Annotated in this window: 24 protein-coding genes and 1 pseudogene; 16 read left to right on the forward strand and 9 right to left on the reverse strand. The window is 74.8% G+C overall.

Annotated elements, in window-relative coordinates; genetic code table 11:
* Positions 1-5: 5 nt before the first annotated feature.
* Positions 6-2,033: an endonuclease/exonuclease/phosphatase family protein gene (locus MICAU_RS06685; RefSeq protein WP_013284533.1), complete on the forward strand. Its 2,028-nt coding sequence runs from the start codon at positions 6-8 to the stop codon at positions 2,031-2,033.
* Between the two features lie 42 nt (positions 2,034-2,075).
* Here the strand turns inward: MICAU_RS06685 and MICAU_RS06690 are convergent, their stop codons facing one another.
* The 3 genes and pseudogenes from MICAU_RS06690 to cofC all read right to left on the reverse strand — a co-directional run.
* Positions 2,076-2,993: an NUDIX hydrolase gene (locus MICAU_RS06690; RefSeq protein WP_013284534.1), complete on the reverse strand. Its 918-nt coding sequence runs from the start codon at positions 2,991-2,993 to the stop codon at positions 2,076-2,078.
* Positions 2,994-3,000: 7 nt separating this feature from the next.
* Positions 3,001-5,307: an RNA degradosome polyphosphate kinase gene (locus MICAU_RS06695; protein WP_030270023.1), complete on the reverse strand. Its 2,307-nt coding sequence runs from the start codon at positions 5,305-5,307 to the stop codon at positions 3,001-3,003.
* A gap of 276 nt (positions 5,308-5,583) precedes the next feature.
* Positions 5,584-6,207, reverse strand: a pseudogene (gene cofC, locus MICAU_RS33040) (2-phospho-L-lactate guanylyltransferase); the annotation flags it as partial.
* Between the two features lie 95 nt (positions 6,208-6,302).
* Between cofC and MICAU_RS06705 the strand changes: the two are divergent.
* From MICAU_RS06705 to MICAU_RS06725, 5 genes are all read left to right on the forward strand, one after another.
* Positions 6,303-7,028: a lysophospholipid acyltransferase family protein gene (locus MICAU_RS06705; RefSeq protein WP_013284537.1), complete on the forward strand. Its 726-nt coding sequence runs from the start codon at positions 6,303-6,305 to the stop codon at positions 7,026-7,028.
* Positions 7,025-8,032 carry an NAD(P)H-dependent glycerol-3-phosphate dehydrogenase gene (locus MICAU_RS06710; RefSeq protein ID WP_013284538.1) on the forward strand — a complete coding sequence of 336 codons (1,008 nt, stop codon included), beginning with the start codon at positions 7,025-7,027 and terminating at the stop codon, positions 8,030-8,032. The genes MICAU_RS06705 and MICAU_RS06710 overlap by 4 nt, the downstream gene beginning before the upstream one ends.
* 11 nt (positions 8,033-8,043) lie before the next feature.
* Positions 8,044-9,162: a cystathionine gamma-lyase gene (locus MICAU_RS06715; RefSeq protein ID WP_013284539.1), complete on the forward strand. Its 1,119-nt coding sequence runs from the start codon at positions 8,044-8,046 to the stop codon at positions 9,160-9,162.
* Positions 9,163-9,334: 172 nt separating this feature from the next.
* A complete protein-coding gene (locus MICAU_RS06720) occupies positions 9,335-10,126 on the forward strand; it encodes a putative protein N(5)-glutamine methyltransferase (RefSeq protein ID WP_013284540.1) in 792 nt (263 codons plus the stop codon).
* An 86-nt stretch (positions 10,127-10,212) separates the two neighbouring features.
* Positions 10,213-11,262 (forward strand): ROK family protein, encoded by a 1,050-nt coding sequence (locus MICAU_RS06725; RefSeq protein WP_013284541.1) that lies wholly within the window; start codon positions 10,213-10,215, stop codon positions 11,260-11,262.
* Between the two features lie 29 nt (positions 11,263-11,291).
* Here the strand turns inward: MICAU_RS06725 and MICAU_RS06730 are convergent, their stop codons facing one another.
* The gene (locus MICAU_RS06730; protein WP_013284542.1) at positions 11,292-11,492 is read right to left on the reverse strand and encodes a DUF397 domain-containing protein; all 201 of its coding nucleotides are present in this window, start codon (positions 11,490-11,492) and stop codon (positions 11,292-11,294) included.
* Positions 11,493-11,496: 4 nt separating this feature from the next.
* Positions 11,497-12,342 (reverse strand): helix-turn-helix domain-containing protein, encoded by an 846-nt coding sequence (locus MICAU_RS06735; RefSeq protein ID WP_013284543.1) that lies wholly within the window; start codon positions 12,340-12,342, stop codon positions 11,497-11,499.
* Between the two features lie 234 nt (positions 12,343-12,576).
* On the opposite strand from MICAU_RS06735, the gene MICAU_RS06740 reads away from it, so the two are divergent.
* Both MICAU_RS06740 and MICAU_RS06745 read left to right on the forward strand, forming a co-directional pair.
* Positions 12,577-12,801, forward strand: coding sequence for a hypothetical protein (locus tag MICAU_RS06740; protein WP_013284544.1), 225 nt, complete (start codon positions 12,577-12,579; stop codon positions 12,799-12,801).
* A gap of 166 nt (positions 12,802-12,967) precedes the next feature.
* Positions 12,968-14,071: a D-alanine--D-alanine ligase family protein gene (locus tag MICAU_RS06745; RefSeq protein WP_013284545.1), complete on the forward strand. Its 1,104-nt coding sequence runs from the start codon at positions 12,968-12,970 to the stop codon at positions 14,069-14,071.
* A 40-nt stretch (positions 14,072-14,111) separates the two neighbouring features.
* On the opposite strand, the gene MICAU_RS06750 is transcribed toward MICAU_RS06745, so the two are convergent.
* Positions 14,112-14,699: a DUF3515 family protein gene (locus tag MICAU_RS06750; protein WP_013284546.1), complete on the reverse strand. Its 588-nt coding sequence runs from the start codon at positions 14,697-14,699 to the stop codon at positions 14,112-14,114.
* Positions 14,700-14,933: an Lrp/AsnC ligand binding domain-containing protein gene (locus MICAU_RS06755; protein WP_013284547.1), complete on the reverse strand. Its 234-nt coding sequence runs from the start codon at positions 14,931-14,933 to the stop codon at positions 14,700-14,702.
* Between the two features lie 163 nt (positions 14,934-15,096).
* Here MICAU_RS06755 and MICAU_RS06760 point away from each other — a divergent pair, with 163 nt between their 5' ends.
* Together MICAU_RS06760 and MICAU_RS06765 are read left to right on the forward strand one after the other, a co-directional pair.
* Entirely contained in the window at positions 15,097-16,047 is a 951-nt protein-coding gene (locus tag MICAU_RS06760; RefSeq protein ID WP_013284548.1) for a thiamine-phosphate kinase, read from the forward strand.
* Positions 16,048-16,180: 133 nt separating this feature from the next.
* On the forward strand, positions 16,181-16,648 hold the full coding sequence (locus tag MICAU_RS06765) for a GNAT family N-acetyltransferase (RefSeq protein ID WP_013284549.1): 468 nt from the start codon (positions 16,181-16,183) through the stop codon (positions 16,646-16,648).
* Here MICAU_RS06765 and MICAU_RS06770 read toward each other — a convergent pair.
* Together MICAU_RS06770 and rpmB are read right to left on the reverse strand one after the other, a co-directional pair.
* Positions 16,645-17,901, reverse strand: coding sequence for an ATP-grasp domain-containing protein (locus MICAU_RS06770; RefSeq protein WP_013284550.1), 1,257 nt, complete (start codon positions 17,899-17,901; stop codon positions 16,645-16,647). The genes MICAU_RS06765 and MICAU_RS06770 overlap by 4 nt on opposite strands.
* A 209-nt stretch (positions 17,902-18,110) precedes the next feature.
* Positions 18,111-18,302 carry a 50S ribosomal protein L28 gene (gene rpmB, locus MICAU_RS06775; protein WP_013284551.1) on the reverse strand — a complete coding sequence of 64 codons (192 nt, stop codon included), beginning with the start codon at positions 18,300-18,302 and terminating at the stop codon, positions 18,111-18,113.
* Between the two features lie 210 nt (positions 18,303-18,512).
* On the opposite strand from rpmB, the gene MICAU_RS06780 reads away from it, so the two are divergent.
* The 6 genes from MICAU_RS06780 to MICAU_RS06805 all read left to right on the forward strand — a co-directional run bounded on the left by MICAU_RS06780 (position 18,513) and on the right by MICAU_RS06805 (position 25,205).
* Positions 18,513-20,126 carry a DAK2 domain-containing protein gene (locus MICAU_RS06780; protein WP_013284552.1) on the forward strand — a complete coding sequence of 538 codons (1,614 nt, stop codon included), beginning with the start codon at positions 18,513-18,515 and terminating at the stop codon, positions 20,124-20,126.
* On the forward strand, positions 20,123-22,324 hold the full coding sequence (gene recG, locus MICAU_RS06785) for an ATP-dependent DNA helicase RecG (RefSeq protein WP_013284553.1): 2,202 nt from the start codon (positions 20,123-20,125) through the stop codon (positions 22,322-22,324). The genes MICAU_RS06780 and recG overlap by 4 nt, the downstream gene beginning before the upstream one ends.
* A gap of 75 nt (positions 22,325-22,399) precedes the next feature.
* Complete coding sequence (locus tag MICAU_RS06790) at positions 22,400-23,344, forward strand: serine hydrolase domain-containing protein (RefSeq protein WP_013284554.1); 945 nt, start codon at positions 22,400-22,402, stop codon at positions 23,342-23,344.
* An 85-nt stretch (positions 23,345-23,429) separates the two neighbouring features.
* Positions 23,430-23,993 carry a 16S rRNA (guanine(966)-N(2))-methyltransferase RsmD gene (gene rsmD, locus MICAU_RS06795; RefSeq protein WP_013284555.1) on the forward strand — a complete coding sequence of 188 codons (564 nt, stop codon included), beginning with the start codon at positions 23,430-23,432 and terminating at the stop codon, positions 23,991-23,993.
* Positions 23,990-24,466: a pantetheine-phosphate adenylyltransferase gene (gene coaD / locus MICAU_RS06800; protein ID WP_013284556.1), complete on the forward strand. Its 477-nt coding sequence runs from the start codon at positions 23,990-23,992 to the stop codon at positions 24,464-24,466. The genes rsmD and coaD overlap by 4 nt, the downstream gene beginning before the upstream one ends.
* Before the next feature lie 241 nt (positions 24,467-24,707).
* Entirely contained in the window at positions 24,708-25,205 is a 498-nt protein-coding gene (locus MICAU_RS06805) for an SPFH domain-containing protein (RefSeq protein ID WP_013284557.1), read from the forward strand.
* Positions 25,206-25,323 lie beyond the last annotated feature (118 nt).

The raw sequence follows: 25,323 nt of genomic DNA on the forward strand, positions 1-25,323 counted from the left end.
GCCCCGTGCGGCACCGTCACCTCTCCACCCTCACGCTCGCCCTCGGTATCGCGGTCCTGCTGGACGTGTTGCGGGTCTGGCTGCCGTCGGTCATCACCCTGTTCGGCCGGGCCGCCGAGACGCCTGCCGAGTTGCTCGGCGCGTTCGCGCTCGGCTGGTTCCTGCTCGCCCTCGCCGCGCCCACGCTCGTACGCCGCGTCGGCGCCGCCCCGGTCGGACTCGTCGCCGCCGGTGTGCTGGCGGTGGCCCGGCTGGCGCTCACCGCGCAACCCGGCGGCCCGGCCCAGCTCTGGCTGGCCTGCGCCGGACTGTTCGCCGGCCTGGTCTGGCTCGCCGCCGTCGCCGCGTCCGTGTCCCGCCCGGTCGCCGGGCTGGCGCTCGGCCTGGCCGGGAACGCGGTCGGGCACGCCCTGCTCGGCACCGAGGATCTGGTGTGGCGCGGCGGCGTGCTCGCCTGGAGCCTGAGCGCCCTGCTGGTGCTGGCGTTCCTGGTCGCCTCGGCGGCGGTACGGCGGGAGCGGGCCGGCGCCCGGGTACGCGGCGACGCGGCGCGGACGGCCGCCCCGGCGACGGATACGGCGGACGGCCACGCCGGGCGGCGCGTGCCGACCCCGGGCCGCCGGGCCTGGTTGCTGTGCGGGCCGGCGCTGCTGCTGGCCGGTCAGGTGGCGCTCGCCCCGGCACTCTGGAGCGCCGCCGCCGGCACCGGATCGCCCGACTTCCCCGGCCTCGTCCGCCCCGGAAACGGTGCCCTGCCGGGTGCGCTCGCGGTGCTGCTGTTCCTCGCGGCGGCGTTGTTCCGGGCACCGGCGCTCGTGGCGCGGGTGCTGTGGCCGCTCGCGCTGCTCGCCGGGTCGGTGCTGTTCGTGACCGGGCTGCTCGTGCCGGCGTACCTGCTCACCGCCGCCGGTCTCGGCGGCTGCCTGGCCCTCACCGACACGACCGACGACGGGCCCGCGGCTGCCGACGGGCGAGGCGCCGCGGAGCCCCGGGCCGCCGCCACGGACGAGCGAGGCGCCGACGGCGGGCGGGCGGGGGCGCGGCGCGGGCGGGCGGCGGTGCTCGGCATGCTGGTGTTCGCGGTGGCCACGGTGGCCTACTACGCCGCCTACGACCTGGGGTACCCCAACGGCTGGGCTCCGGTCGCCACGGCCGTCCTGGTGGCTCTGGTGGCGGCTACGGCACCTCTCCGCCCCGGGCCGACGCCGTCCGGTGCGGCATCAGCCGGCCCGGCGCTGCCCGCAGCGGTCCGGGTCGCGGCCCTGGCCGGGCTGACCGCGCTGGCCGGGCTCGCCGCCGCGCTGCACGTGCCGCCCGCGCAGGCCCGGGCCACCACGACACCGGCGGCGGTACGTGTGGCCGCGTACAACATCCGGATGGGATTCGGCCTGGACGGGCGGCTGGACGTGGACGCGGTGGCCCGGGAGCTGCGCGGCGCGGACGTGGTGCTGCTCAGCGAGGTCGACCGGGGCTGGTGGCTCAACGGCGGCCACGACACGCTGGCGTTGGTGGCCGGGCGGCTGGGGATGCCGTACGTCTTCGCGCCCGCCGCCGACCCGGTCTGGGGCGACGCGGTGCTCAGCCGTTTCCCGATGCGTTCCGGGCAGACCCGGCGGCTGACCGCACACGGCGCGCCGACCGGGGCGCAGGCACTCGGCGTCACGCTCGACCTCGGCGGGCGGGAACTGGCGGTGGTGGCCACGCACCTGCAACCGCCGCCCGGCCGGGATCCGGTCGAGCAGGCGGGCGAGGTGGCCGCGTTCGCCGGCCGGTACGCGAACGGCCGTCCACTGGTGCTCGGTGGCGACCTGAACACCGAGCCGGACGACCCGGCGTTCGCCGAGTTCACCCGCTCCGGGCTGGTGGACGCGCTGGCCGCGGCCCGGCCGCTGCGGACCAGCCCGGCCGACGATCCGCGCACCCAGATCGACCACGTCTTCGTGTCGCCGGGCCTGACCGCCACCGAGGTACGCGCGCCGCGCACCGAGGCCAGCGACCACCTCCCGGTGACGCTCACCGTCACGCTGCCCTGAGCCGCCGGACAACCGGTACCCGCCGCGCGGCCGCGGCCCGCCTCACAACCGGTCGGGAAGGACCAGCCGGTCACCGGCGAACGGCAGCAGCCAGCCGCCGCCCTTGGCGGTGGTGAAGTCCTCGTCCACGCGGCCGGTGAGCCGTTCCAGCGCGCCCGGGATCACCTTGCCCTGGCTGCACACCGCCACCGTCCCGGCGGCCTGTGCCAGCGCGGTCAGCCGGGCCGCGGCAGCGAGCGCGCACTCCTCGACCTGCTGGCCCGGCGCCGGTTCGTCGAAGTCGCCGCAGACCTCGATCGGCAGGTCCAGCCGGGCCGCCGCCGGGTCCAGCGTCTGCACGCAGCGCCGGGCCGAGGCGGAGAACAGGCGGGCCGGGCGGACCAGCGCGACGAGCGGGACCAGCGCCCGTGCCTGCGCCCACCCCTGTTCGTCGAGTGGGCGGCCGTGGTCCGGGCCGGTCCAGGTGCCGCGCTTGCCGGCGTGCGCGTGCCGGACCAGCAGCACCGTGGCGGTGACCGGCGGCAGCGCCGCGAACGCGGCGATCACCTCGGCGTCGTGCGGGTAGCTGACCCGGCGTACCGCGTCGTCGACCGGGAACCAGGCCACGTCGTCGACCTCGGTGCCGGGCTGGAAACCGCCGGTGCCGGCCGCCCGCATGGACCAGTAGTCGACCGCCTTGGCGAGACCCTCGCTGCGGTAGCGGACGGTGGGCAGGCGTACCTGCGGCACCGCGCGGACGTCGGACTCCTCGGCCACCTCGCGGACGGCCGCCACGAGCGGGTGCTCGCCGCGGTCCAGCTTGCCCTTCGGCAGCGACCAGTCGCCGTACCGGGGGCGGTGCACGAGGCAGACCTCGACGCCGGCCGGACCCGGGCGCCACACCACGCCGCCCGCGGCCCGGATCCGTACCGGTTCGTCGTCGCTCACCCGCTCACCGTATGCCCGCCCGGCACGCGCCACGGCCCGGTCAGTCCGCCCGGCCGCCGACCCGGCGCAGCAACAGATCCTGGAGGTGGGTCAGCCGCACGTCGCCGTCGCCGGTACGCCGGTGCCAGGTGCCGTCCGCGGCCAGCTCGAACGCGTCCACGTCGGGATCGAACGCGGCGGTGAGGACGTGGTCCAGTTCGGCCCGGGCCACCGGGTCGCTCACCTGCACCAGCGCCTCGACCCGGCGGTCCAGGTTGCGGTGCATCAGGTCGGCCGAGCCCATCCAGAACTCGGCGTCGCCGTTGTTGCCGAACCGGAAGATCCGGGAGTGTTCCAGGAACCGGCCGAGGATCGAGCGGACCCGGATGTTCTCCGACAGCCCCGGCACGCCCGGCCGTAGCGTGCACATGCCCCGGATCAGCAGGTCCACGTGCACGCCGGCCCGCGACGCCCGGTAGAGCGCGTCGGTGATCTCCTCGTCCACCAGGGAGTTCACCTTGAACTGCACGAGCCCCGGCATGCCCAGCCGGACGTGCTCGATCTCCCGGTCGATGCGTTCGATCAGGCCGCTGCGGATGCCCTGCGGCGCCACCAGCAGCCGCCGGAAGGCGGTCTGCCGGCTGTAGCCGGTGAGCACGTTGAACAGGTCGGTCAGGTCCGCGCCGATCTCCGGGTCGGCGGTGAGCATGCCGAAGTCCTCGTAGAGCCGGGCGGTCTTCGGGTGGTAGTTGCCGGTGCCGATGTGGCAGTAGCGCCGGATCTGGTTGCCCTCCTGGCGTACCACCAGTGCGGTCTTGCAGTGCGTCTTGAGGCCCACCAGGCCGTAGACCACATGGCAGCCGGCCCGTTCCAGCGTGCGCGCCCAGCCGATGTTCGCCACCTCGTCGAAGCGCGCCTTCAGCTCGACCAGCACCACCACCTGCTTGCCGGCGGCGGCCGCGTCGACCAGCGCGTCCACGATCGGGGAGTCGCCGCTGGTGCGGTAGAGCGTCTGCTTGATGGCGAGCACGTTCGGGTCGGCCGCGGCCTGCTCGACGAAGCGCTGCACGCTCGTCGCGAACGAGTGGTACGGGTGGTGCACCAGCACGTCGCCGTCGCGCAGCGTGGCGAAGACGCTGCGCGGCACCTCACCCTCGGCCAGCCGCGGATGGGTGGCCGGCACGAACGACGGGTCCTTCAGGTCGGGCCGGTCGGCCTCGCCGTACACCTGCCACAGCGCGGACAGGTCGAGCAGGCCGCGGACCCGCAGCACGTCGTGGCCGTCCATGTCCAGCTCGCGGACCAGCAGCTCCAGCATGTGGTCGGAGATGGACGCGGCGACCTCCAGGCGTACCGGCGGGCCGAACCGGCGCCGGGCCAGCTCCCGTTCCAGCGCCTGGAGCAGGTCCTCGTCGCGGTCCTCGTCCACCTCCACCTCGGCGTTGCGGGTCACCCGGAACAGGTGGCACTCGACCACCTGCATGCCGGAGAACAGCTGGCCGAGGTGCACCGAGATGAGGTCCTCGACCGGCAGGAACCGCACGCCCTGCTGGTCGCGGTGCACCCGGACGAACCGGGGCACGTTGTTCGGCACCTTGACCCGGGCGAACAGCTCCGAGCCGCCGTCCGGGTCGCGCACCGACACGGCCAGGTTCAGCGACCGGCCCGAGATGTACGGGAACGGGTGCGCCGGGTCGACCGCCAGCGGGGTGAGCACCGGGAAGATGTGCTCCCGGAACCAGGTGCGCAGCCGCTCCCGCTCGGCGTCGTCCAGGTCGCTCCAGCGCAGGATGCGGATGTCCTCGGCGGCGAGCTTCGGCAGCACGTCGTCGACCAGGCAGGTGGCGTGCCGGGCGACCAGGCCGGCGGCCTTCTCGGTGATCAGGTCGAGCTGGGTGCGCAGCGGCAGCCGGTCGCCGCCGCGTACCGGCAGGCCGGCGGAGAGCCGCCGCTTCAACCCGGCGACCCGGACCATGTAGAACTCGTCCAGGTTGCTGGCGAAGATGGCCAGGAACTTCGCCCGTTCCAGCAGCGGGGTGCGCGGATCCTCGGCGAGCGCCAGCACCCGGGCGTTGAAGTCGAGCCACGACAGCTCCCGGTTGAGGAAGCGGTCCTCCGGCAGCGGCGGCGCGGTCGGCGGACCGGCGTCCGCGGCGGTCTCGCCGGCCGGGCCGGGGCCCTCCACCGGGTCGAGCGGCTCGTCCAGGCCGGTCGCGCCGGCCGCGTCCGGGTCGGCGCCGAGGCGCTCCTCCGGGGGCCGGGTCTGGCGGAACCGCCCGTCCGGGCCGCGGGTGGGGCGGCCGTTGCGGGGCGTGCCGGGGTCGAGGATCGGCGGCGGGCCGTCGGGGTGCTCGCGAGGGGTGCTCACCACCTCATGATTCCCCGATAAGGGTGAACGGAAAATGAACTCGGGCCAGGTTGTTCACGCCATCGTCGGCAAGGTCACCCGGACCACCTCGCCGTCGGCGTCCCGCTCGATCCGGACACGCTGCCCCAATCGGAGCAGCCGTAACCCGGAGGCGTCGAACGCGCGGGCCGGGAACGCCAGCTCGGTGCCGTCGTCGAGCAGCAGCACGCCGCTGCGGGTCGACGCGTCGTAGGTGGCCACCGTCCCCTGCATGCCAGCACCGTACCGGACCGCTCCGGCGACCCGGGCCAGCAGCGCGGCGGTGCGCGGCCCCACGCCCAGCCCGGCGGCGTCGGCCAGGTCCGCCGGGGTGTCCACGTCCCGGCGCAGGCTGGGCCACTCCCCGGCGAGCGGCAGCGCCCCGCTCGCCGCGTGGGCCGTGGCCGAGCCGGGCCCGAACTGCGGCGCCAGCGGCGCACCGGCCGGCGCGGCGAGCAGCACTGTGCCTCCGCCCGGGGCATCAGCCACGAACCCGCGTACCCCCTGGGTGGCCCGCAGCGCGGCGGCCAGGTCGGCCGGTCGCAGCGCGGGCAGGTCGGCGGTCAGGCCGGCCACGGCGGCGCGCGACCCGGCGACCGCCGCGCCGTGCCGGAACGCCGCGTTCAGGCCGCCGCCGGGGTCGGCGGCGACGCGGGCGCCCGCCGCGCCGGCTGCCGCGGCCACCCGCGGGTCGTCGGTGACCACGAGCACCCCGGCCACCGCCGGGCACGCCCGCACCGCGCGCAGCGTGTCGGCCGCCAGGGCCAGTGCCAGCTCCTCATGGGGTACGCCGGGCAGCGCGCCCCGCAGACGGCTCTTCGCCGCCCCCAGGCGCTTCACCGGCATCACCACGGTCCAGCGGGCCTCAGACACGCCGACCATCCTGCCAGCGGGAGCGCCGGTACCCGCACTGGCCGCAGCGGGGGCGAACAGGCATGATTCTGTGCCGGGGCGCGTGGGCGGATCGAGGAGGCACTGTGGCACGGCGGAGGCTGGGGTTCTGGCGACGACTCGCCGTGGTGCTGGTGAAGCCGCTGATGACGGTCTGGACCCGGCGCACCTGGCGGGGCATGGAGCACCTGCGCCGCGACGGCGGCGTCATCCTCGTGCCGAACCACATCTCGCACGCCGACCCGCTCGTGGTCGCGCACTACATCTACGACGCCGGGCGCTGGCCGCGCTTCCTCGGCAAGGCCAGCGTGTTCCGGGTACCGGTGGTCGGCTGGATCCTGCACCGCTGCCAGCAGATCCCGGTCGAGCGGGGCACCGTCGAGGCGGTCAAGTCGCTCGACAAGCTCGTCGCCGCGCTGGCCGAGGGCGGCGCCGTGGTGATCTACCCGGAGGGCACCACCACCCGGGAGCCGGACCTGTGGCCGATGAAGGGCAAGACCGGCGCGGCCCGTCTGGCGCTGGCCACCGGCGCCCCGGTGGTCCCGATCGCCATGGTCGGCCCGGAACGGATGTTCGACCCGCGTACGGCCCGGTTCGGGCTGCGCCCGCGTACCCCGGTGACGGTGATCGCCGGGCCGCCCGTGGACCTGAGCCGCTGGGCCGGCGCCACGCCGACCCGGCCGATCCTGGAGGAGATGACGGACACCATCATGCTGCGCATCCGGGATCTGGTCGCGGAGATCCGCGGCGGCACACCACCGCCGCTCTGGCAGCGGCCCGCCCGCACCGGCACCCGGGAGGTCACCGAATGAGCGGGCACGTCGCCGTGCTGGGCGCCGGTTCCTGGGGGACCGCGTTCGCCAAGATCCTCGCCGACGCCGGGCGGGACGTGACGGTCCTGGCCCGCCGGGCCGCAGTGGCCGAGGCGATCCGGACCGGGCGGCACAACCCGGAGTACCTGCCGGGGATCCGCCTGCCCGAGCGGGTGACCGCCACCGGCGACGCCGCCGAGGCGATCGAGGGGGCCGAGGTGGTGGTGCTCTCGGTGCCCTCGCAGACGCTGCGCGGCAACCTCGCCGACTGGACGCCGTACCTGGCGCCGGACGCCACGCTCGTGTCGCTGATGAAGGGCATCGAGCTGGGCACCACCAAGCGGATGAGCCAGGTGATCACCGAGACCGCCGGGGTGCCCGCCGACCGGGTGGTGGTCGTCTCCGGGCCCAACCTGGCCCCGGAGATCGCCGCCGAGCAGCCGGCCGCCACTGTGGTCGCCGGCACCGACAGCCGCCGGACCGCGCTGGTGCAGGCGTCCATCCGGACGCCGTACTTCCGCCCGTACACGAACGACGACGTGATCGGCTGCGAGCTGGGCGGCGCGGTGAAGAACGTGATCGCGCTGGCGTACGGCATCGCCACCGCGATGGGCTTCGGCGACAACACCCGGGCCATGCTGATGACCCGCGGCCTGGCCGAGACCGCCCGGCTGGGCGTGGCGCTCGGCGCCGACCCGATCACGTTCGCCGGGCTGGCCGGCATGGGTGACCTGGTCGCCTCCTGCTCGTCGCCGATGGCCCGCAACCGCACCTTCGGCGAGCACCTGGGCCGGGGGGAGACGCTGGAGCAGGCCCAGGCGGCCACCCGGCAGACCGCCGAGGGCGTCAAGAGCTGCCTGGCCATCCGCGACCTGGCCCGGGCGCACGGCGTCGAGATGCCGATCACCGAGCAGATCGAGCGGATCTGCCACGAGGGGATGGATCCGCGCCTGGCGGTGGACGCGCTGATGAGCCGTACCGCCAAGCCCGAGTCGTACGAGTGAGCGGAGCCGGGATGACGAACGAGGACTGGGGCGACGGCACGCGCAGCGTGCACGCCGGCCTGCCGGACGCGGCACCCGGCCAGCCGTTCCTGCCCGGCCCGGTCTTCGCCGCGCCGTACCACCTGGACCCCGAGCGCGGCCCGTCGGCGGCGGCGGACGGGTACGGGCGGCCCGACAACCCCACCCGGCGGCTGCTGGAGACGGCGATCGGCGAGCTGGAGGGCGGCGACTGCCGGGTCTTCGCCAGCGGCCAGGCCGCCATCACCGGGCTGCTGCTGACAGTGCTGCGCCCCGGCGACACGGTGCTGCTGCCCGCCGACGGCTACTTCTCGGTGCGCTCGTTCGCCTCGGACACGCTGGAACAGCTCGGCGTACGTGTGGTGCTCGTGCCGACGGCCGGGCCGTACCCGTCGTTCGACGGCGTACGGCTGGTGCTGCTGGAGACCCCGGCGAACCCCGGCCTGGACGTCGCCGACGTTCCGGCGGTGGCCGCCGCCGCACGCGCCGCCGGTGCGCTGGTGGCGGTGGACAACACCACCGCCACGCCGCTCGGGCAGCGCCCGCTGGACCTCGGCGCGGACGTGGTGGTCGCCTCGGGCACCAAGGCGCTGACCGGCCACTCGGACCTGCTGCTGGGCTACCTGGCCACCCGGGACGCCGGGCTGCGCGACGCGGCGACCGCCTGGCGCAACGCCACCGGCGGGGTGCCGGGCGCGTTCGACTGCTGGCTCGCTCACCGCTCGCTGGCCACGCTCGACCTGCGGCTGGCCCGGCAGACCGCGAACGCGCGGGCGCTGGCCGACCTGCTCGCGGCACGCCCGGACGTCACCGGTGTGCGCTGGCCCGGCCGGCCGGACGACCCGGCGTACCCGGTCGCGTCGGTCCAGATGCGGCGCGTACCGGGCGTGCTCTCGTTCGACCTGGGCGACGAGCGCCGGGTGGCCCGGTTCCTCGGCGCCTCCCGGCTGGTGGCCGCCGCCACCTCGTTCGGCGGGCTGCACACCACGGCCGACCGGCGCGCTCAGTGGGGCGACGACACGACGCCGGGCTTCGTGCGGTTCTCCTGCGGCATCGAGGACACCGACGACCTGCTCGCCGACGTGACGGCGGCGCTCGACGCGGCGGGCTGACGGCGTGACGGCCACTGGGCTAAGGTGACGGGCAGCCACGGCCCGTGCGGCCCCGACCCGAGGAGGTGAGTCCGATCCACCAGCAGAGGACCGGCGCTCCCTCCGAGTCCGCGTCGCTTCGGGGCTGAGGCGACGCCGGGGGCGCCGACGAGCGCTTCCCGAAAGGCTTGCCATGGCATCCACCGTGTTCACCCCCGACCGTCAGGCCCTCGTCCGGCGGCTGCGCGCCGCCGGTTGCGTCTTCGCCGAGGACGAGGCGGAACTGCTGATCGCCGCCGCCGACTCCGCGCAGTCGCTGACCCGGCTCGTCGACCGTCGCGTCGCCGGCCTGCCGCTGGAACACCTGCTCGGCTGGGCCGAGTTCTGCGGGAGGCGGATCGCCGTCCACCCGGGCGTCTTCGTGCCGCGCGGTCGTACCGCTCTGCTGGTCGACGCGGCGGCGGCGCTGGCCGGGCCGGCACCGGTGGTGCTCGACCTGTGCTGCGGCTCCGGCGCCGCCGCCGTGGTGCTGCACGAACGGCTGACGCCCCGCTGGCTGGCCGCCGCCGACATCGACCCGGTGGCGGTGGCCTGCGCGCGGCGCAACCTCGAACCGCTCGGCGTTCCGGTCTACCAGGGCGACCTGTTCGACGCGCTGCCGGCCGGCCGCCGCGGAACGCTGGACCTGGTGGTGGCCAACGCGCCGTACGTGCCGACCGCCGCGGTGGCCTCGCTGCCGGCCGAGGCGCGCCTGTACGAGGCGCCGGTCGCACTGGACGGCGGGACGGACGGCCTGGCCGTGCTGCGCCGGGTCGCCTCCGGCGCGGCCGAGTGGCTCGCCCCGGGCGGGCACGTCGTGGTCGAGTCGAGCGTCGCGCAGGCCCCGGAGCTGTGCGCCGCGTTCACCGCCGTCGGGCTGGAGCCGACGGTGGTCCGCGACGAGGAGCGGGAGGCCACAGCGGTCACCGCCCGCCGCCCCGGCTGACCGCGGCGGGGGAGTCCTCGCGGTGACGTGGCGGGTGGGCCGGGCGGGAACTAGCCTCGGGTCAGGCGCGGCGGGAGGCGGTGGCGGTGGGCAGCGCAGGTGTGCCGGTGGTGGTGGGGCTGGACAACGGGGGCACGAGCGACAACGCCACAGTGCTGACCGTGGACGGCCGGTTCCTGGTGGACGGGCTGCTGGAGATCCCGAGCGAGGTCGGCGCCGGGCCGGAGGCGGCCGTGGAGGCGCTCGCGCGGGCGTTCGACGGCGTGCTGGCGCACACCGGCGTACCGCGTGACCTGGTCCGCGCCGTCGGGCTGGACACGCCCGGCCCGGCCAGCGCCACCGGCGTGATCTCGTCCCGCGGCTCGACGAACTTCTCCCAGCCCGCCTGGCGGGGCTTCGACGTGCGCACCGCCCTGGAACGGCGGCTGGGCCTGCCCGTGGTGTACGCCAACGACGGCAACGCCGCCGCCCTCTACGCCCACCACGTGCATTTCGGCACCGAGGCGATGGCCCGGTCGTCGGTGTCCGCGATCGTCGGCACCGGGCTCGGCGGCGGCGTGGTGGAGTCCGGCCGGGTGGTCGGCGGCGCGGCCGGCATGGCCGGCGAGTTCGGGCACGTGCACATCCCGCTGGACGGACTGGTGGAGCCGGACCAGGCGGCGCCGGTCTGCGCCTGCGGCTTCACCGGGGACGCGGAGAGCGTCGCCTCGCTCACCGCGATCCGGCGCAACCTGCTGCCGTACTGGCTGGCCCGGCATCCGGAGCATCCGCTCGCGGCGGAGGAGCCGGACCGGGCGGCGAAGCTGCTGCGCGGCTACGGCGAACGCGGCGACCCGCTGGCCCGCCTGGTGTTCACCCAGCAGGCCAAGGCGCTGGGCCGGCTGTTCACCATCGCGGCGAACTTCACCGACCCGCACGCCTACTTCGTCGGCGGGGGTGTGGTGGAGGCGGCGCCGGAGTTCCGGGACTGGTTCCTCGCCGCGGTCGCCGAGCACACGGTGCTCCGGGAGGAGCAGCGGGCGGTGGCCACCTTCGCGCTGGTGCCGGACCGGGACATGGCCGGCGCGCGCGGGGTGGCCATCGCGGCGCTGGAGGCGGTGCGCGGCATCGTCACCGCCGCCGCCCCGCTCGGCTGACGCCGTCGCCTGACGGGCCGCTCAGCCGGTCAGGCGCGCGGCGGTGCCGCGGTGAACGCGGCCCAGGCGTGCGGCGGGAACACCAGCACCGGGCCGGCCGGGTCCTTCGAGTCGCGGACCGCCACCGCGCCGGTCAGCGGCGCCATCTCCACGCACGCGCCCTCGTCGCCGCTGTGGCTGCTCTTGCGCCAGCGGGCCGGTGTGGGGGTCGTGTGGTTCGTGCCGTTCATCTGGTCACCTCTCGTTCAGCAGGCGGAGGAGCTGGTCCCGACTGGCCGCCGGGCTCAGCGCCACGGTCCGCAGGTGCTCCATGATCTTGGCGCAGGTTCGCAGGTCACCCGGCCGGTCGAGGACCATCTGCCCGGCGACTGTCTCCACCGAGGCGATGATCGGGTCCTCCGGGTCGGCGAACTCCAGGATGTGCAGCGATCCCCGGGTGCCCCGGTGGTAGCCGGCGGCCAGCGGGATCACCTGCACCGTGACGTTCGGCAGCTCGGCCATCTTCAGCAGGTGCTGGAGCTGGCCGGACATGACCGAGCGGTCACCGACCGGGCGCAGCAGCGCGCCCTCGTCGATGATGGCGTCGAGGATCGGCGGCTCGGCGCCGGAGAGCCGCTGCTGGCGGTCCAGCCGTAGCTGGACCCGCTGCTCCACCTGCTCGTCGGTGAGCGTGTGCGGCCCGCCGCGCATCACCCCGCGGATGTAGTCGGCGGTCTGGAGCAGACCGGGCACCACCGACGGTTCGAAGTTCGCGATGCCGGTGGCCTCGGCCTCCAGCGCGATGAAGTCGATGGTGCGCTGGTCCAGCAGGTACGAATAGGACACCCACCAGCCCGGCTTGCGGGCGTCCTTCGCCAGCTGCACCGCCGCCGCGATGTCGGCCGGGTCCACGCCGTAGCTGGTGAGCAGCGCGCGCACGGTGGCGGGACTGACGAGCGTCTGCGCGTTCTCGTAACGGGACAGCGTGCTCCGGGTGCTGTTGATCTCGTCGGCCGCGGCCTCCAGGGTGAGGCCGGCGGCCTCCCGGTGGGTCCGCAGGGCGATGCCGAGCCGTCGGGCCCGGGCGGTCTTCGGCGCCATGCATCGATAGTCGCACATCCCGCGGGAACGTGGGCATGAGAGAAAGTCGATGAGAGTTGCATTCACGCCGGTGAACCTGTCAATGTGTGACGGCGTCCTCACCGCCGGTTGTCGTGGCGACGGTGGCGGTGAGCGACCGGAGGGGATGGGGCGCGCGGTGGTCGGATTTTTCACTCCCCCACGATCCGACCGCCGCGTGCCCCTGCCGGTCCACGAGACGGGAGGGGTTCCGCGGTGACCAGGTTCCTCGTGGTCCTGACCGACGTGCGTCCACCGGACGGTGCCCGCCGTGACGAACGGACCAGCCCGGAACGCCGCCGTCAGGTGGTCGGCGCGAGCAGCCGGGAGGCCGCCGACCGGATCGCCGGCGCGTTCATGGCGCTGGGCATGGTGCGGGCCGGCCGGCAGCGGGTGAAGGTCATCGCGGTGGGCCGCCGGCCCCGGCACCCGGCCTTCTGACGCGCACCGTTCCGTTACTCCCTGTATAGGTCTCCTTGACCGTTTGCCACGCGACTCCGCGTCTCCCCGGGTAACGACCACCGCTTGCGGCAACGCACAGTAAGGTCAGTCGGGTGAGCGCCACCGGCGAGCACGGCCAGCCGCAGTCGCGAACGATGAGGTGACCATGACCACCCCAGGCAAGACCCGTGTGGCGATCGTCTTCGGCGGCCGCAGCCCCGAGCACGGCATCTCCTGCGTCAGCGCCGGCAGCGTGCTGGCCGCGCTCGACCCGGACGAGTTCGAGGTGGTCCCGGTCGGCATCACCCGGCAGGGCCAGTGGGTGCTCGCCAGCGGCGACCCGAGCGGGCTCGCCATCGCCGACCGCAAGCTGCCCGAGATCACCGCCGGCTCCGGCGCCGAGCTGGTGCTGCGCGCCGATCCCGCCGTCGGCGGCCTGATGGTGCTCGACCCGGCCCAGGGGCCGGTCGCGCTGGCCGACGTGGACGTGGTCTTCCCGGTGCTGCACGGCGCGTACGGGGAGGACGGCACGATCCAGGGCATGCTGGAGATGGCCGACATCCCCTACGTCGGCGCGAACGTCTTCGCCTCCGCCGCGGCCATGGACAAGGAGTTCACCAAGAAGCTCTGCGCCGCCGAGGGCATCCCGGTCGGCCCGTACGCGGTGCTGCGCGCCGGGATGTCGCTGAGCGACGAGGACAAGGAGCGCCTCGGGCTGCCCGTCTTCGTCAAGCCGTCCCGGGCCGGCTCCTCGTTCGGCATCACCAAGGTCGACGACTGGGCGGACCTGGACGCCGCGCTCGTCACCGCCCGCGAGATCGACAGCAAGGTGCTCGTCGAAGGCGCCGTGGTCGGCCGCGAGATCGAGTGCGGCGTGCTGGAGGGCGAGGCCGGCGGCGCGCCGGAGGCCTCCGTGCTGGCCGAGGTGCGGATGATCGGCGACCGCGACTGGTACGACTTCGAGGCCAAGTACATCTTCGCCGACGAGGTCTGCGAGTACGACGTACCCGCCGACCTGCCCGAGCCGGTGGCCCGGCAGGTGCGCGACTACGCCACCCGGGCCTTCACCGCGCTCGACTGCTCCGGGCTGGCCCGGGTCGACTTCTTCGTGACCCCGCAGATGGACGTCTACCTCAACGAGATCAACACGATGCCGGGCTTCACCCCGACGTCGATGTTCCCGCGGATGTGGTCGGCCAGCGGGCTGGAGTACCCGAAGCTGGTCAACCGGCTGATCCGTACCGCCCTGCACCGCCGCGCCGGCCGCTGACCGCCCGTAGCGCCCCGCCGGCCGCTGAGCCGGCCGGGCGTCAGGCGGAGCAGCCCGAGGGGGCCTGCTTCGCCGAGGGGACCGAGCTGACGATCGTGTCGGAGATCGAGGTCACCCACTGCAACGGCGGCTCGTACGACTTCGGCACCCGCACCCGGATCGGGGTCTCCCGGTCGACCGTGGTCAGCACAGTGGCGTCGGCCTCCTGCGCCGCGTGCCAGCAGACCTGGTTGACCTTCCACACCTCGTCGGTGGGCGGGAACTGCGCCGGGCTGCCGCCGCAGGCCACCGTCAGCGCCGGGTCGCCGTACGCGGCGTTCTGCTCCGGGCCCGCGGTGACCGGGCGCTGCGTCAGGTCACGCACGCTGTCCGGGAGCTGCGACATCAGGGCCCGGCACAGGACGGTCGGGCGCTCGGCCAGCGCCGGGGCGGGCATCTCGACCGGCGCGCTCGACTGGGCCCGAGGGCTCGCCGACGCGCTCGGCCCGGCGTCCGGCGACTCCGGGGCCAGCTTGGCGAACGTGAACCCGGCGACCGCCACGGTCACCGGCACCGCGACGAGCGTCGCCCAGAGCGCGGCACGGCGGGTGGCGCCGTCCCGGCGGGGGGAGGTGTCCTTCTCGTCCACTTACAGCCGCACCACCGAACACGTGAGGGTGCGGGTGATGCCGGGCACCATCTGCACCTTGCTGACGATGAGTTTGCCGAGCTCGTCGACGGTGTTCGCCTCGGTGAGCACTACTACGTCGTACGGCCCGGTGACGGCGTCGACCCGTACCACGCCGGCCAGGTCCGCGATCAGACCGGCCACGTCACGCGCCCGGCCGACCTCGGTCTGGATGAGGATGTACGCCTGTACCACGACTCGACCTCCGTCCGTCGCCTCCGGGCGACCCGAAGGGTGAAACTACCGTACTGAGCGGCCGTGATCCCTATCGGTTGCCGGTCGGACGCGGTGAGCGAACACACGCCGGTACGGACAGGGGTGGGACGTGCGGAACGACGCAGCGGAGCGAGGGGACGGAATGACGGTCACTGATGTCGGCGAGTTCGGCCTGATCGACCGGGTGACCGCCCGGCTGGCGCAGGGACAGAGCTGCCTGCTCGGCCCCGGCGACGACGGCGCGGTGGTGGCCGCACCGGACCGGCGGGTGGTCGCCTCGACCGACGTGCTGGTGGAGGGGCGGCACTTCCGCCGCGACTGGTCGTCGGCGCGGGACGTGGGACACCGGGCGGCGGCGGCCAACCTCGCCGACATCGCCGCCATGGGCGCCACCCCGACCGCGCTGCTGGTCGCGCTCTGCATGCCGGCCGAGCTGGACCCGGCCTGGGCCGAGGAGCTGGCCGACGGGCTCGGCGCGGAGGCGGCGCTGGTCGGCGCGAGCGTGGTCGGCGGGGACATGTCCGGCAGCCCGACGCTCACCGTCGCGGTGACGGCGCTCGGCGACCTGGCCGGCCGCGACCCGGTGGTGCGCTCCGGCGCCCGCCCCGGCGACGTGGTGGCGCTGGCCGGGCGCACCGGCTGGTCGGCGGCCGGCTACACCGTGCTGTCCCGGGGTTTCCGCACGCCCCGGCTGCTGGTCGAGGCGTTCCGCCGCCCCGAGGTGCCGTACGCCGCCGGACCCGCTGCCGCCGCAGCCGGGGCCACCGCCATGATCGACGTGTCAGACGGGCTGCTGGCCGACCTCGGGCACGTGGCGACCGCCAGCGGCGTGGCGATCGACGTGAGCCGCGACGCGTTCGAGGTGCCCCGGCAGATGCGGGACGCGGCGCAGGCGCTCGGTGTCGACCCGTACACCTGGATCCTGGCCGGCGGCGAGGACCACGCGCTGGCGGCGACGTTCCCGGCGGACGCCGCGCTGCCCGAGGGCTGGCGGCCGGTCGGGCGGGTGGCGGCCGGCACCGGGGTCACCGTCGACGGTGCCGCCTACAGCGGCCCGCGCGGCTGGGACCACTTCCGGCGGACGGCGGAATAGCCGGTACAGCCGCCGGACGGCGGAATAGCCGGCACAGCCGCCGGACGGGGAGACCAGCGGGCCCGGAGTGATCTGCGTCCGACCCCGGGCCGCCGGGCCGGGCCGGGGCCGGCGGCGGTCGTAACCTGGCACGGTGAGCGAGATCGAGATCCGGGAGCGGCGCTTCGACGCGCCCGAGTCGCAGGCGCTGATCCGGGCGGCGCTGGCCGACCTCGGCGCCCGGTACGGCGGCAGCGGCGACGAGACCCCTGTCGACGCGGCCGAGTTCACCCCGCCGGACGGCGCGTTCCTCGTCGCCTACCTGGACGGGCGGCCGGTGGGCTGCGGCGGCTGGCGCAGCCACGGCGAGGACGGCGACACGGCCGAGCTGAAGCGGATGTACACCGACCCGGCGGCCCGGGGCCGGGGCGTGGCCCGCGCGGTGCTCGGCGCGGTCGAGCGGTCCGCCCGCGACCACGGCCGCAAGCGGATCGTGCTGGAGTGCGGCGACAAGCAGCCCGAGGCGATCGCCATGTACACCTCGGGCGGCTACGAGCGGATCCCGAACTTCGGCTTCTACAAGGACGCCCCGGGCTGCCTGTCGTACGGCCGCACGCTCTAGCCGACCGAGATGCGGATCTCGCTCGCGGCGCGGCGGGCGGCGTTCGCGGCCTCGTCCGGGGTGGCGCCCCAGGCCATCAGGTGCCCGCTGCGGTGCGCCGAGGAGAGCAGCTCCGGCACTGTCTGACCGACCTTCGTCTCCACCTGCACGTCGAGCACGCCCGGCACGCGCAGCGCGTCGCGCCTGCCGTCCACGGCGGTGACCCGGCCGGGCGGCGCGATCAGGAACTCGATCGCCGCCGCGCCGGTCGCCCGCGCCGGCAGCGCCGGCCGTTCGCCGCGCAGGATCCGCAGGTACGCCTCGATGACGTCCCGCTCGTAGGCGATCGAGATGAGCGCGGTGATCATGTCGCCGGGCATCCGGGCCGCACACTCCACGAGCGTCGGCACGCCGTCGGCGAGGATCCACTCGCTGTGCAGCATGCCGCTGCGGAAGCTGGCCGCCTCGGCGAGACGTACCGCTGCGGCGCGCAGCGCGTCGTGCGCGTCGGCGGGCAGCGCGGACGGCACGGTGTGGCCGGTCTCCACCGGGTAGCGGCCGCCGGCGATCCGCTTGTCGGTGACGTTGGCGAAGACCACCTCGCCCTCGGCCACGAGCAGCTCCACGCTGTGCTCGGAGCCGACGAGCAGTTCCTCGACCAGCACACCCGTGGGCAGGCCGCGCTCGGTGGCCTCGGCCGGGTCGGGCGGGGCGGCGCTGGCCGCCCAGCGGGCCGGCACCTCGGCCGGGTCGGTGATCAGCTGCACGCCCAGGCTGCCCGAGCGGCGGGTGGGCTTGAGCACGCACCGGCCGCCGTGCGCCAGCGCGAACTCCACCGCCCGCGCCGGGTCGTCGACCAGCTCGTACGCCGGGTTGGCCAGGCCGATCCGGTCGGCGAGCAGCCGCATCCGGTGCTTGTCGGAGAAGACGTCGGCGGCCTCGACCCCGGCACCGGGGAGGCCGAGCCGCTCGGCGAGCCGGGCGGTGGCGCCGACCGCGTACTCCAGGCCGGGCAGGATCAGCCGGGCGTCGGCGAGGCCCGGCTCACGGGCGAGCAGGGCGTCCGGGTCGAAGCCGGTCTGGTACTCGGCCGCGACGAGGCGCCCGATCATCGGCAGCCGCTCGGCGAACCGGGCCAGGTCGCGGCGGGCGATCACGTCCGGCTCCTCGACCAGCACCACGCTGCCGCGCGGCAGTTCCTGGTCGAACCAGCTCAGCGAGCCGAACGACGCGCCCACCACCACCAGTTGCTCGCGACCCAGATCGAGGTCCACCGGTCACCCTCCCCACGGCTCGCGCCGGAACCCGACGGCCGGCGCAGCAGCACCCTAACCGGCTCGTACCAGCGGGTCGCCGTACGGTCGGTCAGGGGTGCGGGGGCGGTCGGTGGATACCGGGCGACGGACCGCCGGGACACGACAGAAGCCGGCGGACCCCGAAGGGATCCGCCGGCGACCGACGATGTTCCGGTGGCGCTACCGCGTCAGGCGCGGGTGACCTTGCCGGCCTTGATGCACGAGGTGCAGACCTGCAACTTCTTGGTGGTGCCACCACCGGCCGGGGTACGCACCGACTGGATGTTCGGGTTCCAGCGGCGGTTGGTCCGCCGGTGCGAGTGGGACACGTTGTGGCCGAAGCCCGGCCCCTTGCCACAGACGTCGCACACGCTAGCCACGGGATACTCCTGGGATTGAAACGTTCATGAGGTCGCCGCCAGGCGCTGCCCGGGCAACCTGGTCAGGTTACCCGATGACAGTCGGTACGCCCAACCGGCCCTTTCGCGAGCCCACCCAGCGTACCGGCGTCCCGGCCGGGCCGTCGGCCGGGGCGGACACGCGGCGGACGACCCCGGCGCGTGTCGGTGCGCGCCAGTAGGCTTCCCGACGTGCTGGAGACCCTCGACGCCGCAGCGGTACGCCGCTGGTGCGCGAGCGGGCTGGCCGCCCTCCGGGCCCACCAGGGCGAGATCGACGACCTGAACGTCTACCCGGTGCCCGACGGCGACACCGGCACCAACCTGGTGCTCACGTTCACCTCGGCCCAGCAGGCCCTGGCCATGGATCTCGGCACCCTTCCCGACGACGGGCACACCCCGCACGGGCACGCCTTGCGGCTGATGGCCCGGGGCGCGCTGCTCGGGGCGCGCGGCAACTCCGGCGTGATCCTCTCGCAGATCCTGCGCGGCCTCGCCGACACGCTCGCCGCCGTGCCCGCGGTGCGCGGGCGGCAGCTCGCCGACGCGCTGGCCGACGCCACCACCGCCGCCTACGCCGCTGTCGCCCGGCCGGTCGAGGGCACGCTGCTGAGCGTGGTCGCCGCCGCGGCCCACGCGGCCCGCCGGGCGGACAGCGACGACCTGCGCGCCGTGGCCCGGGCCGCCGCCGAGGCGGCGGCGCACGCGCTGGCGCGTACCCCCGAGCAGTTGCCGGAGCTGGCCCGCGCGGGCGTGGTCGACGCCGGCGGGCGCGGCCTGTGCCTGCTGCTGGACGCGCTCGTCGAGGTGATCACGGGGGAGAGCCCGGGGCAGCCGGCGTCCGCGCCGCCCGCCCGCCGCGCGCCGGTCACCGCCGTGCGGGAGAGCGGCTCCGACGCGTACGCCTACGAGGTGCAGTACCTGCTCGACGCGACCGACGAGGCGGTGAACCGGCTGCGCGCCGAGCTGAACGCGCTCGGCGACTCCGTGGCGATCGTCGGCGACGGCGCCGGCACCTGGAACGTGCACGTGCACGTCAACGACATCGGGGCGGCGGTCGAGGCGGGCGTGGTCGCCGGCCGCCCGCACCGGATCGGCGTGACCCGCTTCGCCGACCAGACCGCCCCGGCGCCGGGGCCGCAGGTGGCGCTGCCCGACGGGCGGGCCGCCGTGGTGGTGGCCACCGGCGCGGGCATCGCGGAGCTGTTCGCCGCCGAGGGCGCCGTGGTGGTGCCCGCCAACCCGTCCACCGGTGAGCTGCTCGACGCGATCCGGGCCACCGGCGCCGCCCGGGTGGTGGTGCTGCCGAACGACCCGAACACCCAGTCGGTGGCGAGCGCGGCGGCCAAGGAGGCGCACGGCCTCGGCATCAAGGTGAGCGTGGTGCCGACCCGCTCGCCGGTGCAGGCGCTCGCGGCGCTCGCCGTACGCGATCCGAAGCGGCGGTTCGAGGACGACGTCATCGCGATGGCCGAGGCAGCCGGTGCCTGCCGGTACGCCGAGGTCTGCCACGCCGCCCGGGAGGCGCTCACCGTCGCCGGCCCGGCCCGCCCGGGTGACGTGCTGGCCCTGGTCGAGGGCGAGGTGCACCTGATCGGGCAGGATCTGGTCGACACCTGCACCGCAGTGGTGGACCGGATGCTCGGCGGTGGCGGCGAGCTGGTCACGCTGCTCTGCGGCGCCGACGCGCCGGCCGGGCTGGCCGACCGGGTCCGCGCACACGTCGAGGGGGCCTGGCCGTTCGTCGAGGTGCAGGCGTACGAGGGCGGGCAGCCGCACTATCCGCTCCTGGTGGGGGTCGAATGACTGGTGAAGCGGCCACTGTGGACACGCCGCTCAAGAAGCTGGTCGGCGAGCGCACCGCGAAGGCGCTGGCCGGGCATCTCGACCTGCACACCGCGGGCGACCTGATCTACCACTTCCCGCGCCGGTACGACGAGCGCGGCGAGCACACCGACATCCGTTCGCTCGACGTGGGGGAGCAGGTCACAGTGCTCGCCCAGGTGCAGCGCACAGCGGTGCGCCCGATGCGCCAGCGGCGCGGCAACCTGCTGGAGGTCACCGTCGGCGACGGCTCCGGCGGCGTGCTCACCTGCACGTTCTTCGGCAACCAGGCGTGGCGGGAACGGGAGCTGCGGCCCGGCCGGTGGGGGCTGTTCGCCGGCAAGGTGACCGAGTTCCGGGGCAAGCGGCAGCTCAACGGCCCGGAGTACGTCCTGCTCGGCGAGGGCAGCGAGGGCGAGGCGGCCGCAAACGAGGAGGTCGAGGAGTTCGCCGGGGCGCTGATCCCGGTCTACCCGGCCGCGGCGGCGGTCCCGACCTGGGTGATCGCCCGCTGCGTCCGCGTCGTGCTCGACACGTTCACCCCGCCGGAGGACCCGCTGCCGGCCACCGTGCGGGCCACCCGCAACCTGGCCGACATCGGCACCGCGCTGCGCGAGATCCACCGCCCGACCAGCAAGGAGGCGCTCTACCGGGCCCGCCGCCGGCTGAAGTGGGACGAGGCGTTCGCCGTGCAGCTCACGCTGGTGCAGCGCAAGCAGCGGGCGGCGGCGTCCCCGGGGCGGGCCCGGCCGGCGAAGGCGGGCGGCCTGCTCGACGCGTTCGACGCCCGGCTGCCGTACGAGCTGACCTCCGGCCAGCAGGTCGTCGGGCGGGAGATCGCCGCCGACCTGGCCCGGCCGCACCCGATGCACCGGCTGCTCCAGGGCGAGGTGGGCTCCGGCAAGACGGTGGTGGCGCTGCGCGCCATGCTCCAGGTGGTCGACGCCGGTGGGCAGGCCGCACTGCTGGCCCCGACCGAGGTGCTCGCCGCCCAGCACCACAGGGGCATCCTCGACCTGCTCGGCCCGCTCGGCCGGGCCGGTGAGCTGGGCGCCGCCGACGACGCCACGCGGGTGGAGCTGGTCACCGGCTCGCTCGGCGCGGCGGCCCGGCGCCGGGCGCTGGCCGAGGTGGCCGAGGGGCGCGCCGGCATCGTGCTCGGCACGCACGCCCTGCTCTACGAGGGCGTCGACTTCCACGACCTCGGCCTGGTGGTGGTGGACGAGCAGCACCGCTTCGGCGTGGAGCAGCGCGACGCGCTGCGCGCCAAGGCCGAGCAGCCGCCGCACGTGCTGGTGATGACCGCCACCCCGATCCCGCGCACCGTGGCCATGACCGTCTACGGCGACCTGGAGACCTCCACGCTGTCCCAGCTCCCGCAGGGCCGCTCGCCGATCGCCTCGCACGTGGTCCCGGCCGCCGAGAAGCCGGCGTTCCTCGACCGGGCCTGGCGCCGGCTGCGCGAGGAGGTCACGAAGGGCCACCAGGCGTACGTGGTGTGCCCGCGTATCGGTGAGGGGCCGGTGTCGGACGAGGAGCCGCCGCGGGAGGACGACAACGGCCGCCGCCCGCCGCTGGCGGTGACCGAGGTGGCCCCGCTGCTGGCCGAGGGGCCGCTGCACGGGCTGCGGATCGGGGTGCTGCACGGGCGGCTGCCTGCGGACGAGAAGGACGCGGTGATGCGCGCGTACGCCGACGGCGAGCTGGACGTGCTGGTCGCGACCACAGTGGTCGAGGTCGGCGTGAACGTGCCGAACGCAACAGTGATGATCGTGCTGGACGCCGACCGGTTCGGCGTCTCCCAGCTGCACCAGTTGCGCGGCCGGGTGGGCCGGGGCTCGGCCGCCGGTCTCTGCCTGCTGGTCACCGAGGCGGCCGAGGGTTCGTCCGCGCGGGAGCGGCTCGACGCGGTCGCCTCCACCACCGACGGCTTCAAGCTCGCCGAACTCGATCTGGAGCAGCGCCGGGAGGGCGACGTGCTGGGCGCGACCCAGTCCGGCCGGCGTTCGCACCTGCGGCTGCTGTCGCTGCTGCGCGACACCGAGCTGATCCGCGACGCGCGGGCCGAGGCGATCGAACTGGTCGAGGACGACCCGGATCTTTCCCGGCATCCGGCGCTGGCGGCGTCGGTCGCCGCGCTCGTCGACGAGGAGCGCGCCGAATACCTGGAGAAGGGCTGACGCGCGGGCTCGCACGGCGCCCGGTGCGGCTTCGCGGGACTGCGGCACGCGCGTCGCGTGCCTAGGCTCGCGCAGATGTCGACACCATCACTCGAACACGGCGTGCTGCTTCTGACCCGGGGCGACGAACTCGCTGTGGACCGGGTCGCCGGAGTCGCCGACGAGGCGTCCGGCCGGCTGTGCACGGCGGCGACGCGGTTCCAGATCGCGTCGATCAGCAAGCAGATGGCCGCAGCGGCGGTGCTGCTGCTCGCCGAGCGGGGGGCGCTGAGCCTGTCCGATCCGGTGGTACGCCGGCTGCCCGGCACGCCGCCGCCGGAGTGGTCCGGCATCACGCTGCACCACCTGCTCACCCACACCTCCGGCCTGGGCCACTGGGAGGACTACCCGGCGATCGACCTGCACGGGCCGGCCGAGCCGGACGAGCTGCTCGACCGGTTCGCGGCGCTGCCGCCGCTGTTCCGGCCCGGCGCGGGGTGGCACTACAGCAGCCCCGGCTACGTGCTGCTGGCCCGGACCGTCGAGCGCGTGGCCGACCGGCCGTACGCCGAGTTCCTCGCCGACGAGGTCTTCGCGCCGCTGGGCATGACCGGTAGCTTCGCCGGTGCGGGCGACGGACGGCCGGACCTGGCGGTCGGACACGTGGGCGGCCGTCCGGTGCCGTCGTGGGACCTGGCGACCGTCAGCATGGGCGCGGGTGACGTCTGGTGCACCGGCGCGGACCTGGTCACCTGGCTGGACGTACCGCGCCGGGGCCGGCTGCTCGCCCCGGACTCGGTGGCGGCGATGACCGCACCGCACGCGGCCACCGGACGGTCCGGGGAGGCGTACGGCTACGGCTTCTTCGTCGGCCCGCTGGCCGGCCGTCGGGCGCTGCACCACTCCGGGGACAACGGCGGCTACAAGGCGTTCGCCGCCTGGCTGCCCGAATCCGACCAGCGGCTCGTCCTGCTGACGAACCGGGCCGAGGTCGATCCGCGAACGATCACGTCGGCGCTCGACACCCCCGACGCGCGGTGATCCACGCGAGGTCCGGCCGGGCGGGTGGCCGACGCGTCACCGGGCCGGGCGTCGCGTAGCGTCGGGGCATGCGCAGGGAGCGACGGTGACCCGGATCGTGGCCGGCACGCTCGGCGGCCGGCGGATCGCCGCGCCACCAGGCGCCGGCACCCGTCCCACCTCGGACCGGGTCCGTGAGGCGCTGTTCAGCGCCGTGCACTCCCACGTCGACCTGGACGGGGCGCGCTTCGCCGACCTGTACGCCGGTTCCGGTGCGGTCGGTCTGGAGGCGCTGTCCCGGGGCGCGGCCCACGTCCTGCTCGTCGAGTCCGACGCGCGGGCCGCCCGGGTGATCCGGGAGAACATCGCCGCGCTCCGGGCCGCGCCGGCCGCGCGCCTGGTCACCGGCAAGGTCGCCACCGTGCTGGCGGCCGGGCCCACCGACGGGCCGTACGACGTGGTCTTCGCCGATCCGCCGTACGCGGTGCCGGACGCCGAGATCACCGCGATGCTGTCCGCGCTGGTCGACGGCGCCTGGCTCGCCCCGGACGCCCTGGTGGTCGTCGAGCGGTCCAGCCGTACCGGACCGGTCACGTGGGTGGAAGGTGTCACTCCGGAGCGCAGCAGACGTTACGGCGAGACCACTCTTTGGTACGGTCGCCGATCATGAGACGTGCGGTCTGCCCGGGCTCGTTCGACCCGGTCACCAACGGACACCTCGACATCATCGGCCGGGCCAGCCGGTTGTTCGACGAGGTGATCGTCGGAGTGCTGGTCAACCAGTCGAAGCAGGGCCTGTTCACCGTCGAGGAGCGGATCGCCATGCTCCGCGAGGTGACCGCCTCGTACGACAACGTCCGGGTGGAGTCGTTCCGCGGCCTGCTCGTCGACTTCTGCCGCGCCCAGCAGGCGAGTGTGCTGATCAAGGGCCTGCGTGCGGTGAGCGACTTCGACTACGAGCTGCAGATGGCGCAGATGAACATCGGCCTGGCCGGCGTGGAGACACTCTTCATGCCGACCAACCCGCTCTACTCGTTCATCTCGTCCAGCCTGATCAAGGACGTGGCGAAGTGGGGCGGCGACATCTCCGCCCACGTCCCCGACCTGGTCCGAGCCCAGCTCGCCACCCGCCTCCGCCCCTGATCCCCGCCCGCCCTCCCCCCACCCCCGCGATCTTGCACTTTCGGCCCGGACATTCCTCCCGCAAGGGACGAGTGCCGGGCCGCAAGTGCAAGATCGCCGAGTGGAGGGTGGGGGAGGGCGACGCGCCGGGTGGGGCGGGTGGGGTGCTTGTGGCCCGGGCGCGACATGATGTCTGCAGCGCCGAGACGGGGCGTAGGCCGCATGATGGAGGGCGGCCGACGAAGACAGGAGTGAGGTACCGGTGGACCCGCTCGATCGCATCGACGAACTCATCGCCATGGTGGAGCAGGCCCGCTCCGTCCCGATGTCGCGCAACAACTGCATGGTCGACCGGGGCGAGATGATCGCCACGCTCGACGAGCTGCGCGCGGAGCTTCCCGCGGACCTGCGCCGGGCCGCCGCGCTGCTGGAGGAGCGGGACAAGATCATGGAGGCCGGCAAGCGCGAGGCCGACCGGATCATCAGCGAGGGTGAGGCGGAACACGCCCGGCTGGTCTCGGTCAACGAGATCACCGTCTCGGCCGAGCACGAGGGCGCCCGGATCATCGCCGAGGCGCGGGCCGAGGCGCAGCGCCTCCGCGAGGAGGTGGACGACTACGTCGACACCGCGCTGGCGAACTTCGAGCAGTTCCTCACCCGGGCGCTGGCCTCGATAGAGCGCGGCCGGGACAAGATGCACGCGCTGCGCGAGATCGGCACCTTCGCCGGGGACGAGCCGGACCGCCCGCTACCCTTCTGAGCGGCGCGTAGGCCGGTCGCCGACAGCCGGCTGCCGTCGAGCCGGAGGTGAGCCCCGGTTCGACGGTCCGCCCACCTGGCAGGTAACCTTCTTTGTCGGCCTCTCAACGGCCGGAGTC

It is taken from the genome of Micromonospora aurantiaca ATCC 27029 (assembly GCF_000145235.1).
Taxonomy (GTDB): Bacteria; Actinomycetota; Actinomycetes; order Mycobacteriales; family Micromonosporaceae; genus Micromonospora; species Micromonospora aurantiaca.

Coding starts and splice junctions, on each gene's coding strand:
- MICAU_RS06710 (WP_013284538.1), top strand. CDS start 7,025: ATGAGCGGGCACGTCGCCGTGCTGGGCGCCGGTTCCTGGGGGACCGCG.
- MICAU_RS06715 (WP_013284539.1), top strand. CDS start 8,044: ATGACGAACGAGGACTGGGGCGACGGCACGCGCAGCGTGCACGCCGGC.
- MICAU_RS06720 (WP_013284540.1), top strand. CDS start 9,335: ATGGCATCCACCGTGTTCACCCCCGACCGTCAGGCCCTCGTCCGGCGG.
- MICAU_RS06730 (WP_013284542.1), bottom strand. CDS start 11,492: ATGAACGGCACGAACCACACGACCCCCACACCGGCCCGCTGGCGCAAG.
- MICAU_RS06735 (WP_013284543.1), bottom strand. CDS start 12,342: ATGGCGCCGAAGACCGCCCGGGCCCGACGGCTCGGCATCGCCCTGCGG.
- MICAU_RS06745 (WP_013284545.1), top strand. CDS start 12,968: ATGACCACCCCAGGCAAGACCCGTGTGGCGATCGTCTTCGGCGGCCGC.
- MICAU_RS06760 (WP_013284548.1), top strand. CDS start 15,097: ATGACGGTCACTGATGTCGGCGAGTTCGGCCTGATCGACCGGGTGACC.
- recG (WP_013284553.1), top strand. CDS start 20,123: ATGACTGGTGAAGCGGCCACTGTGGACACGCCGCTCAAGAAGCTGGTC.
- MICAU_RS06790 (WP_013284554.1), top strand. CDS start 22,400: ATGTCGACACCATCACTCGAACACGGCGTGCTGCTTCTGACCCGGGGC.
- coaD (WP_013284556.1), top strand. CDS start 23,990: ATGAGACGTGCGGTCTGCCCGGGCTCGTTCGACCCGGTCACCAACGGA.